10 protein-coding genes are annotated in these 18,066 nt (G+C 45.5%); all 10 read left to right on the top strand.

Features of this window, described 5'->3' with window-relative positions:
- Nucleotides 1-2: 2 nt before the first annotated feature.
- The 10 genes from ACWAU0_RS19895 (at nt 3) to ACWAU0_RS19850 (ending at nt 17,922) form a co-directional block, all read left to right on the top strand.
- On the top strand, nt 3-1,046 hold the full coding sequence (locus ACWAU0_RS19895; protein ID WP_458137673.1) for an AAA family ATPase: 1,044 nt from the start codon (nt 3-5) through the stop codon (nt 1,044-1,046).
- A complete protein-coding gene (locus ACWAU0_RS19890) occupies nt 1,043-1,561 on the top strand; it encodes a hypothetical protein (protein WP_458137672.1) in 519 nt (172 codons plus the stop codon). The genes ACWAU0_RS19895 and ACWAU0_RS19890 overlap by 4 nt, the downstream gene beginning before the upstream one ends.
- An 8-nt stretch (nt 1,562-1,569) precedes the next feature.
- Nucleotides 1,570-5,016 (top strand): Eco57I restriction-modification methylase domain-containing protein, encoded by a 3,447-nt coding sequence (locus tag ACWAU0_RS19885; RefSeq protein WP_458137671.1) that lies wholly within the window; start codon nt 1,570-1,572, stop codon nt 5,014-5,016.
- Nucleotides 5,013-6,083, top strand: coding sequence for an AAA family ATPase (locus tag ACWAU0_RS19880; protein ID WP_458137670.1), 1,071 nt, complete (start codon nt 5,013-5,015; stop codon nt 6,081-6,083). The genes ACWAU0_RS19885 and ACWAU0_RS19880 overlap by 4 nt, the downstream gene beginning before the upstream one ends.
- On the top strand, nt 6,080-6,757 hold the full coding sequence (locus tag ACWAU0_RS19875) for a DUF4276 family protein (RefSeq protein ID WP_458137669.1): 678 nt from the start codon (nt 6,080-6,082) through the stop codon (nt 6,755-6,757). The genes ACWAU0_RS19880 and ACWAU0_RS19875 overlap by 4 nt, the downstream gene beginning before the upstream one ends.
- A 33-nt stretch (nt 6,758-6,790) precedes the next feature.
- A complete protein-coding gene (locus ACWAU0_RS19870) occupies nt 6,791-8,476 on the top strand; it encodes a DUF262 domain-containing protein (RefSeq protein ID WP_458137668.1) in 1,686 nt (561 codons plus the stop codon).
- Between the two features lie 4 nt (nt 8,477-8,480).
- A complete protein-coding gene (gene pglZ, locus ACWAU0_RS19865) occupies nt 8,481-10,817 on the top strand; it encodes a BREX-1 system phosphatase PglZ type B (RefSeq protein ID WP_458137667.1) in 2,337 nt (778 codons plus the stop codon).
- Between the two features lie 2 nt (nt 10,818-10,819).
- On the top strand, nt 10,820-12,868 hold the full coding sequence (gene brxL, locus ACWAU0_RS19860; RefSeq protein WP_458137666.1) for a protease Lon-related BREX system protein BrxL: 2,049 nt from the start codon (nt 10,820-10,822) through the stop codon (nt 12,866-12,868).
- A 70-nt stretch (nt 12,869-12,938) separates the two neighbouring features.
- Nucleotides 12,939-14,180: an exonuclease SbcCD subunit D C-terminal domain-containing protein gene (locus ACWAU0_RS19855; RefSeq protein ID WP_458137665.1), complete on the top strand. Its 1,242-nt coding sequence runs from the start codon at nt 12,939-12,941 to the stop codon at nt 14,178-14,180.
- Between the two features lies 1 nt (nt 14,181).
- On the top strand, nt 14,182-17,922 hold the full coding sequence (locus ACWAU0_RS19850; protein WP_458137664.1) for an AAA family ATPase: 3,741 nt from the start codon (nt 14,182-14,184) through the stop codon (nt 17,920-17,922).
- Nucleotides 17,923-18,066 lie beyond the last annotated feature (144 nt).

Here is an 18,066-nt window from a genome sequence, read left to right as displayed (position 1 = left end):
TAATGCTGGATAAAATCAAATTTGAAAAATTTACTGCCTTTGAAAAGCTGGAAGTTAAGTTTTCTGAAGGCATTAATATTTTTGTCGGCGAAAATGGCACTGGAAAAACTCATATATTGAAAGCAACTTATTCAGCCTGCGACATTTCCAAAAGCCAAAAAAATTTCGCCGATAAAATTGCCAAAGTATTTTTACCGTCAGGGGGACAAATCGGTCGTTTAGCAAAGCGCGCCTCTGTCAGCACACAAGGTTATGTCGAGATTCATCGACGCTTAAAAGAGCAAGATAAGTCCATTCATATTCGCTTGTCATTGTCAAACCACACCAAAATACCAGAAAAGGCAACGGTTTCAGGCTCTTACAAACAATGGCAAGAGAATCCTTTAGAATCAGTCTACATACCGGTTAAAGATATGATGGCGAATGCGCCAGGCTTTCGCTCGCTCTATAGCCTGCGCAATATTCATTTTGAAGAAGTTTACGCGGATATTATTGATCGTGCTTTTCTTGGCACACTGAAAGGACAAGCCGATCAAGCACGAAAAAAATTGCTGGAAATATTACAAGGTGCCATGGATGGTAAAGTCATCAGCAAAAATGAAGAATTTTTTTTAAAAAACAAACAAGGCGAGTTGGAGTTTACTTTGCTTGCCGAGGGTATTCGTAAATTAGCGCTGCTTTGGGTATTAATTCAGAATGGGACCTTATTGAATGGTTCGGTTTTATTTTGGGATGAACCCGAAACTAACCTCAACCCAAAGCTCATGCGTACCGTGGTTGAAATATTGATAGAGCTCCAACGCATGGGGGTACAAATTTTCCTTACTACTCATGATTACATCATTCTCAAAGAATTTGATTTACAAACTAACTCAAGCGACAAATTGTTATTCCATAGCTTATTCCGTAATAAAGAAAATAATGATGAAGTAGATGTTACTTCCACCAATAATTATCTGAGCATTTCACCCAATACCATTGACGATACCTTTGGCGGCATCGTTGATCGTGAAATAGAAAAATCCATGGGGACTCTAGGCAAATGAGGATTGAAGCAGACGGATTCGCTTTTGATTTTACTGATGCCTTAGATGCATTTGTTTTTGACGAAAAAAATAGAGTAGCTCCCCACTTCCATGGCTTATCCCATGCTATGAAAGCCGTTGATCTAATTGTGGAACTGCAAAATGACTATTTGTTTGTCGAAGTAAAAGATTTTCATGCGCCCGACGATTATGACTTTAATGGCGCAGTTAATGAAGATCAGCGTAAACAGCGACTTGAATATTTCAATCACTTGCGCGAGACACTTAAATATAAATACCGAGATAGTTGGCTCTATCGTTGGGCAGAGAACAAGACCGACAAATCGATTCGCTATCTATGTTTGCTGACACTTGATAATGCGCTGGTTTCAAGAATGCATAAAGAGCTTAATCAGCAGTTACCCTTGGCTCAAACGGGTCCGCGTTGGACAAGGGAAATGGCCAAATCCGCAACCGTTGTCAATCTAGAACGCTGGAATAAAAATTTTCCAGCTTGGCCTGTTGCGAAAATTTAAGGATAAACATGCAACCGTTGGAAAAGACTTTACGCAACCGTCTCGAAAAAACCATCAAAGACGCTCGTGACATCGCCGAAGCGGCAGCACGTGCCGCATTGGAGCAATTGGGCGTCGGTGAAGCGCAGCCATTCGCGCACTTAACTGAGAACGAACGGGAGTTACGGCGTAAATTACGCATTCATGGCCGCCAATTGGGTGACGAACACAACGCTAACGGCCTACAAGATATCAGCCGTTTGGTTGAAGAAGTGGCTTACGAGCATTGGCATCGCATGTTGTTTGCTCGCTTCTTGGCAGAAAACAATCTGTTGATGTATCCCGACCCCGATGAGCCGGTGGCGATTACTTTGGCAGAATGTGATGACTTGGCCGCAGATGAAGGCGCGGCGAATGGTTGGGAATTGGCCGCACGTTTTGCCGCCCGCATGCTGCCACAGATTTTTCGTCTCGACTCGCCGGTTTTGCAATTGACCTTGCCACCGGAGCACCAACAAAAACTGGAACGCTTGGTCACCGAGCTACCGATGGAATCCTTTTCCGCATCCGACTCCTTGGGTTGGGTGTACCAATTCTGGCAGGCCAATAACAAAGAGCGTATTAATAAATCGGAAGTCAAAATCGGCGCGCGCGAACTACCAGCCGTCACCCAATTGTTCACCGAACCGTATATGGTTAGCTTTCTGCTTGACAATTCTTTGGGCGCCTGGTGGGCGGCACGGCGTTTGAGCGAAAGCGATTTGAAATACGCCCATAGTGAAGCAGAGTTACGCCAGAAAGCGGCAATCCCTGGGGTGCCGTTGGAGTATTTACGTTTTGTCAAAACACCTGCTGGTGAATCGGCAGAGGGACAAAGTGCAGACGAAACATGGACCCCCGCAGCGGGCACCTTCGACCAATGGCCCAAGCAGTTAAGCGATCTGAAGACACTTGATCCATGCTGCGGCTCCGGTCATTTTTTGGTCGCGGCGTTTTTGATGTTAGTGCCGATGCGTATGACCTTGGAGAATTTGACCGCTCGCGAAGCTGTAGATCGCGTACTCAGCGAAAATCTGCATGGTTTGGAACTGGATCAGCGCTGCGTGGAACTGGCGGCATTTGCCTTGGCGCTGACCGCCTGGCGTTATCCAGATGCGGGCGGTTACAGGCCATTACCGGAATTGCACATTGCCTGTACTGGGCTTTCCGTCAGTGTTGCCAAGGAAGAATGGAAACAACTGGGTTTGGGCAAAAAAAATCTGACCATCGCGCTCGACTGGTTGCACGATACTTTCAAGGATGCGCCTGTCCTTGGCAGTTTGCTGAATCCAGCAAAAACCCAAGCGGCTAATCTGGTGCAATGGAATCAACTGTCGCAAACCTTAAACCAGGCACTGAATCAGGAACAAAACGACGAACAGCATGAAATTGGCGTCGTAGCCCAAGGTTTGGCCAAAGCGGCCACATTATTGGCTGGACAATATCAATGGGTGATCACCAATGTGCCGTATCTGGCACGCGGAAAGCAGGATGAACGGCTGCGCGATTTTTGTGAACAGCACTATCCGACTGCGAAAAACGATTTGGCAACGGTATTTCTGGATCGTTGCTTGCAACTGTGTGTGCAAGGTGGCACGGCTAGCATTGTCTTGCCACAGAACTGGCTGTTTTTGACCAGTTACAAAAAGTTTCGTGAACAATTGTTGATTAACGATACTTGGCATCTTATCGCTCGATTGGGACCAGGTGCATTTGAAACTATCAGTGGCGAAGTCGTTAAGGCAATCTTGATTACTTTGAGTCGAAGTCATATGGGCAATTCTGATTTGTTAATGCCTGCTTCTTCAAAGAATATAATTCGTGGCGTGGATGTTTCTGAGCCGCGTACTGCTGCCGAAAAATCGTCTGGCTTGCTGATATATGAAATTAAAAGCGTTGGGCAGACAAAGCAGTTGGAGAATCCAGATTCCAGAGTTTCATTAGAATACGCTGAAGAGGGGGAGTTATTCGAAAAACACGGTTATAGCCATCATGGATTAACATCCGGTGACACACCTAGAATGAAGTTTTCCTTTTGGGAAATTTTAGAGACATCGCATATATGGATTCCCTTTCAGGGTACCGTAAAGAATTCTCAGTTTTATGGTGGTAATGAGTATCTTCTTCGATGGGAAAATGGCGAAGGATCAATTTTGGAGTTATTGGGTGCAAGGAAAGATGGTACAGGTGCATGGGGGCGACATGGCTTATTAATCAGTCAAATGGGTAGCTTGCCCGTTACGCTTTACTCAAAGTTCGCTTTTGACAATAACACTGCTGTTGTTATTCCTAATGATGAAAAAAGTTTGCCAGCTATATGGTGTTATTGTTCTTCACCAGAATACAACGAAGCGGTTCGTCAAATTGACCAAAAAATGAGTGTCACAAGTGCCACTCTTGCAAAAGTTCCTTTTGATCTGGATCGTTGGGTCAATGTTGCCGAAATACAATACCCAAATGGTTTACCGAAACCCTATTCTAACGATCCCACCCAATCGATTTTTCATGGCCATCCATGCGGCTCTGTGATTTGGGATGAGGAAAGCAAATGGACAATCCACGGTTCGCTACGCACCGATGATACGGTTTTGCAAGTCGCTATCGCCCGCCTACTCGGTTATCGCTGGCCTGCCGAGTTGGATGCCGAAATGGAATTGGCCGATGAGCAACGTGAATGGGTTAAACGCTGCGAGGCCTTGTTGCCCTATGCCGATGAAGACGGCATCGTTTGTTTGCCACCGGTACGCGGTGAAGCCGCTGCTGCCGACCGTTTACTAAATCTATTGGCCGCAGCTTATGGCGATGCCTGGTCAAACGACATCCTAGCGCAATTGCTCAACAGCGCTGACCATGCTGGTAAATCCTTGGAAACCTGGCTGCGTGAGAAATTCTTTACCCAGCATTGCAAACTGTTCCAACATCGTCCGTTCATCTGGCATATCTGGGATGGACTGCGCGATGGCTTTGCCGCCTTGGTCAATTACCATAAATTTGATGCCAAACTGCTGGAAACCCTGATCTACACCTACTTGGGCGACTGGATCAGCCGCCAAAAACAGGACATTGCCAAGGGCATTGACGGCGCGGAAGAAAAACTCGCCGCCGCTGAAAGTCTGAAGAAAAAGCTGGAACTGATCCTGTCAGGCGAAGCGCCCTACGACATCTTCGTGCGCTGGAAACCACTGGACCAGCAACCCATCGGCTGGAACCCCGACCTCAACGACGGCGTCCGTCTCAACATCCGCCCCTTCATGACCGTCCCCGATGTCGGTAAACGAGGCGCAGGTGTCCTACGCGACAAACCCAACATCAAATGGGACAAAGATCGCGGCAAGGATGTGGAATCCGCGCCGTGGTTTCATGTGTTCAATGGTGACCGGATCAATGATCATCATTTGAGTTTGGCCGAGAAACAGAAAGCCAGGGAGTCACAATGAACGCCAATCATCTTTCGCGTTTAGTTTTGCGTGGATTTAAATCCATCGGTGAATGTGACCTGGAACTAAAAGAACTGAATGTATTGATTGGCCCTAACGGGGCCGGTAAAACCAACTTCATCGGCTTTTTTAAGTTCATTCAACAAATCATAGAGGGAAACTTACAGCGTCATGTAGGGCTAGAAGGTGGACCTGACGCGATATTACATTTCGGGCGGAAAAAGACCGCACAGTTAAGTGCGGGTCTTTATTTTGGCACCCATGCGTATCTGTTCAATTTGGTGCCAACACTGGATAACCGTTTGATGTTTGACCAAGAACGCTTTGTGTTTAACAGCATGATGAGTATCGATTATGCGGGTAATTTTGAATCGGCGTGTAAGGATGATGCATCGATTCAAAACGATTTTTTGCTGCCCATCATGAAAAGTTGGCGGGTTTATCATTTCCACGATACCGGCGAAACGGCGTTGGTCAAAGCGCCCCATGGTCTCAATGATAATGCCTACCTTAGAGCGGATGGCCGTAATTTGGCTGCGTTTCTTTACCGCTTGCAGAAGCATTTCCCCGATGCCTATCAACGTATCGTGCGTTTGATTCAATTCATCGCGCCGTTCTTCGGCGACTTTTATTTACGCCCTAGCGTGGATAATCCAGAGATTATCGAACTGCAATGGACTGAAAAAGGCGAAGACAAACCCTTTAAAGCACACCAGCTTTCAGATGGCACCTTGCGATTTATTTGCCTGGCGACCGTTTTAAATCAACCGGAAGAATTTCAGCCTGAAACTATCCTGATCGATGAGCCGGAATTAGGATTACATCCTAGAGCCATCGGCTTCTTGGCATCCATGCTGCGTTCCACGTCCAAACGCAGACAAGTCATTGTGTCTACGCAATCGGTAACGCTGGTAAATCAATTTTCGATCGATGATTTGATTGTGGTCGATCGTGAACAGGGCTTAACCGTCTTTCGCCGCCATAACGAAGCTGACTTTCAAGCGTGGTTGGAAGAATATTCGGTCGGCGACCTTTGGGAAAAAAATGTGCTTGGGGGACGGGGATGATCCGAGTCCATGTGATCTGTGAGGGGCAAACCGAAGAAGAATTTGTTCGCCATGTATTGTATCCAGCTTTATTGGAGCGCAATGTCATTCTGTTGCCTTCCTGTATCGGCAAAGTAGGACACAAAGGCGGAAACGTTAATTTAGCTCGGCTCGAACTCGATGTTCGGGAACGTTTGCTCAAGGAAAAACAGTGCTTTTGCACAACTTTATTTGATTATTACGGCTTGCCTAGTAATTTTCCTGGAAAGGCACAGGGAAACTCATTACAGAATATTACCGATAAACAGCGTTTTATCACTGAAGAGTTATCGAAATGGGCACGCGAAAATTTGGATGGAAACGCTGCCTCTAGGTTTTTGCCATATGTGCAAATGTACGAATTTGAAGGCTTGTTATTTAGTGATCCCGAAGCCTTGGCGAAAACTCTTGATCAAGGATTGGCGGAGCAGTTAATGACTATTCGCGATAAATTTAAGTCGCCGGAAGAGATCAATGACAGTCCAAACACCGCACCCAGTAAACGGCTAATCGGGTTGTACCCACAATATGACAAACCGATACACGGATCGTTAGCTGCATTGGAAGTTGGATTGGACATTATTCGTCAACAATGCCGGTTGTTTGATGGTTGGTTGACGCAAATTGAAAATTTGCCGTCTCTTCAGGGTTGTTAATTCGGATATAAAAAGATTAACCAGGATATTTTAATGAGCAAAAAAATCAGTGGAGCGGAATATCCACTAGCAAAAATTTTCAGTTCGGACTTTGATTACATCATTCCTAATTATCAACGGCCTTATGCCTGGACAGTTGACCAAGCATCTGAGCTTTTTGACGATCTTTATGATTTTTTTCTGCGGGAACCGGAAGATACCTATTTCTTAGGCAGCATCGTATTGATCAAAGAGGAAACGAAGCCACGCGCCGATGTGATTGATGGGCAACAACGATTAACCACATTGACTATTTTGCTCTCCGCTTTGACAGCCCAGTTTTCAGGCGAACTCCGAGCAGACTTCGAAAACTATATCCGTGAGCCAGGTCGCGCCTCGCAGGGTTTAAAACCTAAGCCTCGTTTAACCCTGAGAGAAAGAGACAGTGGCTTTTTTGCAGATCATGTTCAGTCACTGCAATTTGAAAAATTACTCAGCTACGATCCTGCTCAGTTAAATAATGAAGCTCAAAGAAATATTCAAAGCAATGCGAAACTGCTATTGGAACGATTGAAAACATCCTTTGGGGATGACATAGAGCAGTTGTGTGCGTTTGGCGCTTTTCTGGTTCAGCGCTGTTTTTTGGTGGCCGTTTCAACGCCTAGTCAGCAGTCCGCTTTCCGCGTGTTTTCTGTCTTGAATAGTCGCGGGCTTGACCTACTACCGACAGACATTATCAAGTCGAATGTGATTGGAAATATTCCGGCATCGATGCAGGAAGAATTTACCGATAAGTGGGAAGAGTTAGAGGTTGAAACTGGTCGTAATGGTTTTGCCGAGCTGTTTGGTCATATTCGGATGATCTATGCAAAAGCCAAGGCAAAACGCACCTTGCTAGAGGAATTTAAGGAGCATGTGTTGCCGGTGGCCTCATCAGCCGTTGATTTGGTTAACAAGGTCATTGAGCCTTATGCAGAGGCCTATCTTGTTGCCAAGAACTGCCAATATATCTCCACGACCAATGCCGCCGACATCAATTCCTTGTTGAAATGGCTCAATCGTATTGATAACTCAGACTGGCTGCCGCCTGCAATTTTGTTCCTTGCACAAAAGAAAAACGAACCAGAATACGTTTATTGGTTTTTCAAAAAATTGGAACGGCTGGCCGCCTATATGCATATCAGCGGCAAAAATGTGAATGATCGCATTCAGCGTTATGCATTGGTGTTGGACGCATTACATCAACCGCATTCTTTACATGTTCCTATTGAAGCCATTGAATTAACAGACAACGAAAAAGCGGAAATGAATGCGTGCCTTGATGGCAAGATTTATTGGTTGACCGCAAGAAGACGAAATTATCTGATTTTACGTCTAGACGCCTTCTTGTCGGATGCTGCCGCTACCTATGATCCCAGTATCTTGACGATTGAACACGTACTGCCCCAATCCGTTAGTCCCGGCAGTGAATGGGAGAAAACTTGGCCAAACCAAGAATTACGTGATGATTGGGTTCATCGTATTGCGAATCTTGTACCACTGACGCAAAAACGAAATTCACAGGCCCAGAATTACGATTTTGCCAAGAAAAAATCAGCCTACTTTGGCGGTAAACAAGGTGTCTCATCCTATATTTTGACGACACAAGTTTTAAAAACCGATGAATGGACACCTGAAATAGTCAAGACACGCCAAAATGACTTGCTGGATGTTTTAGCGGATAACTGGGAACTCCGTTGATTGCATGAAAATCATCGATTCTTTAATCAAAGCGGTTCGAAGCGCCGCCATTTTCAATCCAGAAATACAAGTCGCTCCTGCCTGTATTCTTTGGCCTGATCGTGATCGGCAGTGGGAAGCTATCATTCCTATGCTCCAGACGGAATTGCCGGAATTATGGATATTAGGTGATTTCGTTCCAGATAAACGGACTGGACCGGCAATCTGGTTACGGTGCATGATCACTGATAATACGGAAAGCCCTGCGACTAAACCAACTATCCCCATTCTCTACTTGCCGGGCGTTAGTCGCCAAGACTTGCGCGCTGTTGAAAATTGCCCCGACCTTTTAAAGCCTTTGGCCGAGTTACAGTATCGTGGGGTGATTTGGTCTCAGGTCAACGCTAAGGATTGGACGATACTGGCGTTCTTGGTTTCCGATCAAGGTGGTTTAGGCCTTAATGTGACACAGGATGCCGACACTAAGACGGCGATGCAATTAGCCTTGCCCCGATTATTGCAGGTCGATGCCGATTACCTAAAAGGTAAGCCGCTCAACAGAGATTATTTCAATACCTTATTGACAGGTGGTGACCCCATAAAAGAGGTCTTGCAGTGGTTGAATGATGAAACGGCATTCAAGACCACCCGACAGGAAAATGAATGGTTGGGTTTTGTGGAAATTTGTAAATCTCAGTTGACCTTCAATCCAGACAAAGAAGGCGTATTGGCAGGTGCTGATAAATTGGCTAATCATGCCGGACCATGGCAAGGGGTATGGGAACGTTATTGTGAGGCTCCTAGAAAGTATCCCAATATTCCCGTGCTTATCAGAAAATGTCAGATGCCGAGTCCGGGTATTTTCGACAATGAATCAACATTCGGTGGCTGGCCACAATGGAATGAATTGGAAGAGCATAGTCTGCGCAGTAGTTTGTTAGCATTAGAAGGAGCATTGCCACAGTCTGTTCGCCATGAACTGTTGAAGCTAGAAGGTTTTCATGGACAACGTCGTCAACTTATTTGGGCTGAATTGAATGAGGCACCATTGGCGATGGCTTTGGAAAAATTACTGCTGCTTGCAGAATTGACCCAAAACAGCATGGCCGTAGGCACATTCGATGAGTTGTTAGCTGCTTACCAGACAGTGGGTTGGAAAGTGGATGACGCAGTGTTGCGTGTGTTATCCAGCGTTGATACAGCCATTGATTTGAAAGCCGTTTCTGTGGTCATTCGCGCACTGTATTTGCCTTGGCTCGATGAGGGCGCAAGCTATTTGCAAACCCAAGTTGCCTTATCTCAATATCCAGGCGGCAATATCGATACGGTAAAACCCATTGCTTATCCTGACGGACAATGCGTTTTGTTTGTCGATGGCTTGCGCTTCGATGCTGCTAAACGCTTAGTTGATCGCTTGGTTAAACGTGGATTACATGTTGAAGAACAATCGATGTGGTCTGCCTTGCCGAGTGTCACGGCTACCGGAAAAGCCGCTGCTGCACCGGTTAGAGAAAAAATTCGTGGTAAGGACGGCAATAGCGATTTTGAGCCAAGCGTCAGTGCCACGGGTCAGTCACTCAAAGGTGGCTACCATCTAAAAAAATTACTGCTAGACAGTGGTTGGCAGATTTTGGAACGTACCGACTGTGGTGACGGTACTGGCAATGCGTGGTGTGAATTTGGCGATATTGATCATGAAGGACATGATCGGGGTTGGAAGCTCGCCAAACATTTGGATGGTTTGTTAAAAGAAATCACCGATCGAATTCAGGCGCTGTTGTCTGCCGGTTGGAAAAGCGTTCGCGTCGTTACCGATCATGGTTGGCTATTAATGCCGGGTGGGTTACCCAAAATTGAGTTATCCAGCGCATTAACCGAAAACAAATGGGGGCGGTGTGCTTGCTTAAAGCCAGGAACATCAACGGAACACGCACTCTATGCTTGGTTCTGGAATCCCTACCACAATTTTGTATTAGCTCACGGTATCAGCTGTTTCAAAAATGGCGAGGAATATGTTCACGGCGGCTTGAGCTTGCAGGAATGTTTGATATTGCAACTCACAGTCAGCCAAAACAGTAGTCAATCATCAATGAAACTTGAGGTGACTAATATTGGCTGGAGAGGCTTACGGTGTACTGTAACACTTGAAGGAACTTTTGATGGTTTATTTCTCGACATTCGGCAATCGGCAGCAGACGCCTCATCAAGCCTAGTGCAGGCCATAAAGCCAATCAGAGAGAATGGCACAGCTTCCGTTGTCGTGGAAAATGAGGAACTCGACGGTAAAAAAGCTTTTCTGGTTTTGATTGATGAAAGCGGACATTTACAAGCGCAATTGGATACAGTGATTGGTGGAGTTTAAGCATGGTTGAATTGGATGCGATAGATCGCAAGGCAGCTTCTGAGCTTGAGGGCTATTTAGTCAGGAAGGATTTGGTTCGAACATTCAGCCGTCAATTTCCGGTGCCAACTTATGTGGTCGAGTTTCTGTTGGGTCGTTATTGCGCCAGTGTTAATCAAGATGAAATCGACGAGGGACTAGAAATTGTTCAACGTCAATTAAAGTCACGAACCATAAAAGCTGGAGAAGAAGAGCTTTTCAAAGCGCGAGCCCGCGAAAATGGCGATATTAAAATCATTGATCTGATTACCGCTAGATTGGATGCTAGGACCGATTCTTATTTAGCAACGTTACCAAGCTTGCAACTGACAGACGTTCGAATCAGTTCCGAATTGGTCAATGAACATGAGCGCATGTTGACGGGTGGTTTTTATGCTGAGATTACGGTCAGCTATGATGCTGCAATCGCTCAAGAACGCAATGGTCGCCCTTTCGGTGTTGAATCGTTGCGTGAAATTCAATTGTCGAAACGGGACGTATTAGATGCGCTTTCTCATGCTCGGAAAAGTTTTACTACCGAAGAGTGGAAAGACTTGCTGTTCAGGTCGATCGGTATAGAGCCCGTCAATTTGTCTGAAAGACAGAAAAACGCACTGCTACTTCGTATGGTGCCATTCGTCGAGCGTAACTATAACTTGGTCGAATTGGGGCCACGCGGTACCGGCAAAAGCCATCTTTTTCAACAGATTTCACCCTATGCGCATTTGATTTCGGGGGGGAAGGCTACCGTTGCCCGCATGTTTGTACACATGGGGACAGGCCAACGCGGCTTGGTTTGCCAGTACGATGTCATTTGCTTTGATGAAGTGTCTGGAATTTCATTTGACCAGAAAGACGGCGTGAACATCATGAAAGGTTATATGGAATCTGGTGAGTTCAGTCGTGGCAAGGAAAGTATTCGTGCTGACGGTAGCATCGTTTTGGTCGGTAACTTTGATGTCGATGTTGAACATCAACAGCGTATAGGTCATCTATTTGGCCCAATGCCGCAAGAGATGCGTGACGATACTGCATTTATGGACCGTATTCATGCTTATCTGCCCGGATGGGATGTTCCAAAGATCAATAAAGACCTTCTAACCAGTCATTTCGGTCTGGTTAGTGACTTTTTATCAGAGTGTTGGAGTCAATTGCGTAACCAAAGTCGCGTGAGTGCGCTACAAAATCGGGTTTTTTTGGGTGGAGCGTTGTCGGGACGGGATACCAATGCCGTCAATAAAACGGTCAGTGGCTTATTGAAATTGCTTTATCCAGATAGTGAAAGTGTGGTTGCCGAAGAGGATTTGGAATGGGCGATTCGTATAGCCATGGAAGCGAGAAGACGAGTAAAAGAACAACAGAAACGCATTGGTTCCGCAGAGTTTCGAAATACCCACTTCAGCTACGTGATGGGTGCTGATGGCGTAGAAAAATTCGTTTCGACACCAGAGTTACAAAGTGAAAACAGTATCGGGGGCGATCCTCTTGAGCCTGGTCAAGTATGGGCTATCAGTCCGGGTGGTGGTGATGAAAATCCTGGGCTGTACAGAATTGAAGTCAATGAAGGACCTGGTAGCGGTGTCAAAATTTTAAATAAACCAATTCCACCTGCATTCCGAGAAAGCATGGGTTTTGCAGAGCAAAACCTTTATGCGAGATCAATGCAGTTAGTGGGAGATAAAGACCCAAGGCATCATGAATTTACTGTTCAACTCAGAGCGTTTGATGCATCGAAATCAGGAGCAAAATTGGGTGTTGGCTCGTTAGTGGCGTTATGTACAGCTCTTTTGAGAAAAAGTGTCCGTGGCGGGCTTATTATTGCTGGAGAAATCAATCTCGGCGGCTCAATTGAGCCGATTCATAATCCAGTTAGTATTGCCGAAATTGCTGTAGAAAAAGGGGCTACTGCTTTGTTGATGCCAGTTGCTTGTCGACGCCAGTTGTTCGATCTGTCAGACGAAATGGCTACCAAAATTGATATTCAGTTTTATTCGGATGCCAGGGATGCCTTGTTAAAAGCTATGGCTGAATAATTCTTGGCATCAAGGATTTTAAAAGATGAATAAATGCTCGTAAGCGTCTGTCGTTTACAAAGGATAATTAATGCTCAGGATTTTACACACAGCAGACTGGCATCTCGGCCATCAACTCCACGGTGTTTCTCGCCATTTCGAACACCAACAATTTTTGAACTGGCTTTTAGATGCATTAATACAAAATGAAGCCGATGTTTTAATTGTTGCCGGTGACATTTTCGATTCCGCAAATCCCCCTGCTGCTGCGCAAGCGCAGCTCTATGATTTTTTGGTTAAGGCTAGAACAAGCCTACCGGGTCTTTCTATCATTTTGGTCGGCGGAAATCATGACTCTGCATCGAGATTAGATGCACCTGAACCAATATTAAATGCGCTTGGTGTGCATGTGGTTGGCGGACTGACTCGTGATGAGGACGGCGATATCGATTGGGCTCGATTACTTGTGCCCTTAACTAACTCAGCTGGTGAGATTAGAGCCTGGTGCGGAGCCATGCCGTTTTTACGGAACGCTGATTTGCCAACAAATAATGATGAGTCAGACCCATTAATTTTCGGCATGAAGTCCCTATATGCCGAACTTGTTGACCAACTATCCCAAAAAGCTGGGCAAGATGGCCGTATGATCCTTACCGGCCACTGCTATATGGTTAACGGAGCCGTATCTGAACTGAGCGAACGGAAAATACTGGGCGGTAACCAACATGCTTTGCCTCTTGAGCTGTTCCCTGAAAACATTGCTTATGTTGCGTTGGGCCATTTGCATTTAGCCCAGCAGGTTGGTGGAAACCAGCACATTCGATACAGCGGTTCGCCGATACCATTATCTTTTGACGAATCCGACTATAACCATCAAGTGCTTCAAGTCGATATCAAGGTCGACCAACTAGCTGAGATTAGTGCCCTAAAGATACCGCGTAGTCTCGATCTATTGCGAATCCCCAACGGTAAAGATTTTGCGTCGTTACCTGAGGTGATCCAGCAGTTGGAATGCTTAAAGTTGGACGATTTGCCTATTGATCAAAGACCTCTGTTGGAATTGCGAATCAGGCTTGATAAACCTGAGCCAAGTCTTCGCCAGCAAATTGAAGAAGCTATAGCGCAGCTTCCCATACGTTTGTTAAAAATCAGCACCGCCTATACAGGCAGCGAAAAAAGTTTAGCGGATATCAAAATCGAAGAACGCCTCGAAGAACTCCAACCCCTCGATGTCTTTGAACGTTGCTACCAAAACAAATATGACTCCCATCCACCTGAAGAAATAAAAGGCCTCTTTAACCAACTCTTGGAAAGCATTCAGGTGGACGAATAACATGCGTATCTTAGCCATTCGAGGAAAAAATTTAGCCAGCTTAGCTGAACCGTTTGAGGTTTCTCTCAACGACGGTCCACTGGCTCAAGTTGGTTTATTTGCCATTACAGGACAGACTGGTGCCGGTAAAAGCACCATTCTGGATGCATTATGCTTAGCTCTCTATGACAAAATTCCTCGCTTACCAGATGGCCATGGAATTGCTGTCGGCCATAAAGATGAAGATGAAAACCTTCGCGTTACCACCACTGATGTCCGCTCTATTCTCCGTAAGGGTACCAGCAGCGGTTTCGCTGAAGTCGATTTTATTGGTAAAGATAAACAGCAATACCGGGCACGATGGGAAGTAACTAAGGCACGGGGTAAAGTCGATGGTCGCCTTCAATCCCAAGACGTTAAGCTGACGAACATAGCCACTGGCCAAATTATTGGGCAAGGCAAAAAAAGTACCCTTGAAGCCATTAGCGATCTTATCGATTTAAGTTTTGAGCAATTCCGTCGTTCCGTGCTGTTGGCACAGGGCGACTTTGCGGCATTCTTGAAAGCCAAAAAAGATGAGCGTTCAAGTTTGCTTGAGCGCATCACCGGCACCGAAATATATTCGGATTTGTCGATTGCAGCATTCGATAGAGCCCGCGACGAAAAAGATGCACTAAATCAAATCATTCAAAAGTTACAAAATCAAATCCCTCTTGAGGCATCCGCTCGGCAAGAAATCGAGCAACAGCGTGACCTATTAATTAATCAACTGGCCGACCTAGACAAGCAAATCGAAGGTAACCAAAAAATTATTGACTGGTACGTAAAGCTCAAAAAACTTCAAGAAGCTGAGCAAACCGCCAGGACTGATTTTAATGTAAGCCAAACCGCTTGGAATAATGCTGAACCTGACCGGCAGTTGTTGCAAACAGTTGAAGCCATACAACCCCTAAGACCTTTAGTTTCTCAATTTGAAAACGCGACAGCTGAGCATCAGGATGCCCAACAAAAACAAATCGCCAGTTCCGAACAGCAGCAAGCGGCTGAGTCCAAGCTACAAAACGCTAAAGAGCTTTTAAAAACCCAATCTGATCAATTCGACGCCGCTGAACAGCAACAAAAGCAGGCTCAGCCCTTATTGATTCAAGTGCGAGCTTTAGATACCCGTATCGACGTAATTCAAAAAACTGTTGATTCTTTGACGACTGAAGAAGAGCAACTGAAAAACGCTTATGACCAAGCCAATGCAGATCACAAAAAGTTATTAGCCCAACAGGCTGAGCAAACAGAAAAGCTGGAGAAACTCACTGCATGGATGGCACAAAATGCAGCAACAAAAGTGGTCGCCAAAGAATGGAGCCGCTGGGAATCCGAACTTGACCGTTACCAGAAGCTAAGCACCCAAAAAGCCGAGGCCGAAGATAAGACTGAACAACTGAATAAGGCAATTGCGACCGATCAACAACGACTGGATGAATTAACGACCGCGATTGCCGAGGATAATGGAAAGCTCAATCAACACACGGAAACGCTAAATCAACTTAAAAGTCAGGAAGCACTGCATTCACTCGAAGAACTACTGCATTCGAAACAGGATTTCGAGACCAAGCGTGATCAGATATCAAAAGCAGTAGCGCTGGTAAAAAATGCATTGGAGACATCGACGACCATTCAGCAGACCAATGAAAGCTTGCAGTTAAACGAGAAAGCAGTTGATGAGAACATTAAAAACCTTGGTCAGGCTACACAGCAACAATCTGAAAACAGCATCGCGCTGATAGAGGCCAAAAGGGCTTTGGCGCTTATTGAGGCAAGCAATCATAAAAGTGCCGAACAATTCCGCACGTTATTACAAGATAACGAGCATTGCCCTGTCTGTGGCGCATTAGAGCATCCTTGGAAGGATCACCCAAGTTTTGGCAATGAGCAAATTGCTGGTCAGCAGCAACGTGTGGCGGATTTGGAAAAAACTAACGAAACATTAGTTTCCAAAATTGCTGAACTCAACAAAAGCATCAGCTTTGCCAACCAACTGAAACAAGAATTAACCGAAAAGCTCGGTTTAGCCAAAGCCAAGCTCAATGAATATTGCCAAGAATGGTCGCAGCTGATTGTCCCCAATAAACCAGATTTATTGATTACCGATCATCAGCTATTACCAGCACTTCAAGCCCAACTAGACGGAATCACATCGGCCTTGGTAACAGTCAAAGCTCAGGAAAAATCTGCGTTGGAATTGCAAGCCTTGATCAAAGCGGAGCAAGGCTTATTTGATGTAGTAAAGCTTCACAAAGAGAAGCTGAGTGACGAGCATACCAATCTGGATAAACAGTTCGCCAAGAATCAAACTGAGTTGACTAACCTCGAAACCAGTATTCAGGCATTTGACGATCAAATGGGGACTATCCTCATTCTGTTGGCGACACCATTCAATGAAGTTGAAAACTGGAAAGTGGCGCTACAGGCTTCCATAACGGAATTCAGAACAGACTGGTCTGGAAAGGTAGCGCAGTTAATACACACCGAGCAGGAATTGGAGCAGGCCCAAAAAGCGCTTGATAAATTTGTACACGAAGCAAAATTGGCAGCTCAGCGCGTTGAACAAAGCCAAGTTCAACATGACAATAAAAAAACCGAATTAGACTCTCAAAGCAAACAATTAGACTCACTTAAACAAGAGCGACTTAGCCTTTTGCCGATGATTGACGGCAAACCGTTATCGGCTGATAGCTATGAGCAAACGAGTCAACAAAACGTATCGACGGCAAAAAATGCCGTTCAGCAGGCAAGCCAAAATGTCAGTGCAGCAGAAACCGAATTGGCTACCCAAAAACAAAACCTGCTTCATTGGCAAGCTGAAACCGATCGACGGGTTGGCAACCTTGAAAATGCCAGAATTGCTTTGGAGAAGGAGCTGCATAAACACAGTGTCGAGTTACCACAACTAAAGGAGTTGCTGCGAAAGGACGATGCTTGGATTGCCGAGCAAAAGGCTGCATTGCAGAACCTTGAAAAGTCGCTGAAGGAAAACGAAGCTCTGTTGAAAGTTAAAACAGCCGATCGCCAAGAACATCAAAAGCAAAGCGCAGCTGTACCAGAAGCTGATGCCCTTAAATTATCCGGCGAGTTACAAGGGCAAAAGCAGACCCTAAGCAGTCAAAAGGAAGAAATCGTAATTCGTATTCGAGAGGACGACCAACGGCTTGAAAGTGGGCGGCAATTAAAAATTGAATTGGATGCTCAACAGCAAACCTGGGAACGCTGGGAAAGCATCAATGAATTGATCGGATCGAAAAGCGGTGCCAAGTTTCGCACGTTCGCTCAAAGCCTTACGCTGGAAGCCTTGCTAACTTATAGCAACCAACATTTACAAGATTTTGCCAAACGTTACGTATTACAGCGGGTGCCTGGTAGCGACCTAGAACTGCAAATTATTGACCGCGACATGGCCGATGATGTCCGCAGCGTTCATAGCCTGTCAGGTGGGGAAAGTTTCCTGGTTTCGTTAGCCTTGGCATTGGGGTTAGCCTCGCTTTCGTCGAATAAAACACAAGTTGAATCACTCTTCATTGACGAGGGTTTCGGCAGTCTTGACCCTGAAACCCTCGATATAGCGATTGCTAGCCTTGATACGTTACAAGCACTAGGAAGAAAAGTCGGCGTAATTTCGCATGTGCCAATTCTTGTCGAAAGGATTGGAGCCAAGGTTGTAGTGGAAAAGCTTGGTGGCGGACGGAGTGGTGTTAGGGTGGTTGGGGTGTAATTTAAGGATTGATTGAAACATTAATCTACTGTGAATGCTCCCATGATTTTTGATGCAATTTCAATTTTTCAGATCAATTGAGATAAATTTTAACTCTTTTTCAAGAGATACTAAATTAAATACAGTGAGCGTCTAAAATTCGGC

It is taken from the genome of Methylomonas sp. Uni0009 (genome assembly GCF_054188105.3).
The sequence above is the reverse complement of the archived record's forward strand: the minus strand, read 5'-3'. Positions and strand labels throughout refer to the sequence as shown.

Excerpts from the sequence above, each read along its gene's own strand:
- ACWAU0_RS19895 (WP_458137673.1), top strand. The coding sequence starts at position 3 with ATGCTGGATAAAATCAAATTTGAAAAATTTACTGCCTTTGAAAAGCTG.
- ACWAU0_RS19890 (WP_458137672.1), top strand. The coding sequence starts at position 1,043 with ATGAGGATTGAAGCAGACGGATTCGCTTTTGATTTTACTGATGCCTTA.
- ACWAU0_RS19885 (WP_458137671.1), top strand. The coding sequence starts at position 1,570 with ATGCAACCGTTGGAAAAGACTTTACGCAACCGTCTCGAAAAAACCATC.
- ACWAU0_RS19880 (WP_458137670.1), top strand. The coding sequence starts at position 5,013 with ATGAACGCCAATCATCTTTCGCGTTTAGTTTTGCGTGGATTTAAATCC.
- ACWAU0_RS19875 (WP_458137669.1), top strand. The coding sequence starts at position 6,080 with ATGATCCGAGTCCATGTGATCTGTGAGGGGCAAACCGAAGAAGAATTT.
- ACWAU0_RS19870 (WP_458137668.1), top strand. The coding sequence starts at position 6,791 with ATGAGCAAAAAAATCAGTGGAGCGGAATATCCACTAGCAAAAATTTTC.
- pglZ (WP_458137667.1), top strand. The coding sequence starts at position 8,481 with ATGAAAATCATCGATTCTTTAATCAAAGCGGTTCGAAGCGCCGCCATT.
- brxL (WP_458137666.1), top strand. The coding sequence starts at position 10,820 with ATGGTTGAATTGGATGCGATAGATCGCAAGGCAGCTTCTGAGCTTGAG.
- ACWAU0_RS19855 (WP_458137665.1), top strand. The coding sequence starts at position 12,939 with ATGCTCAGGATTTTACACACAGCAGACTGGCATCTCGGCCATCAACTC.
- ACWAU0_RS19850 (WP_458137664.1), top strand. The coding sequence starts at position 14,182 with ATGCGTATCTTAGCCATTCGAGGAAAAAATTTAGCCAGCTTAGCTGAA.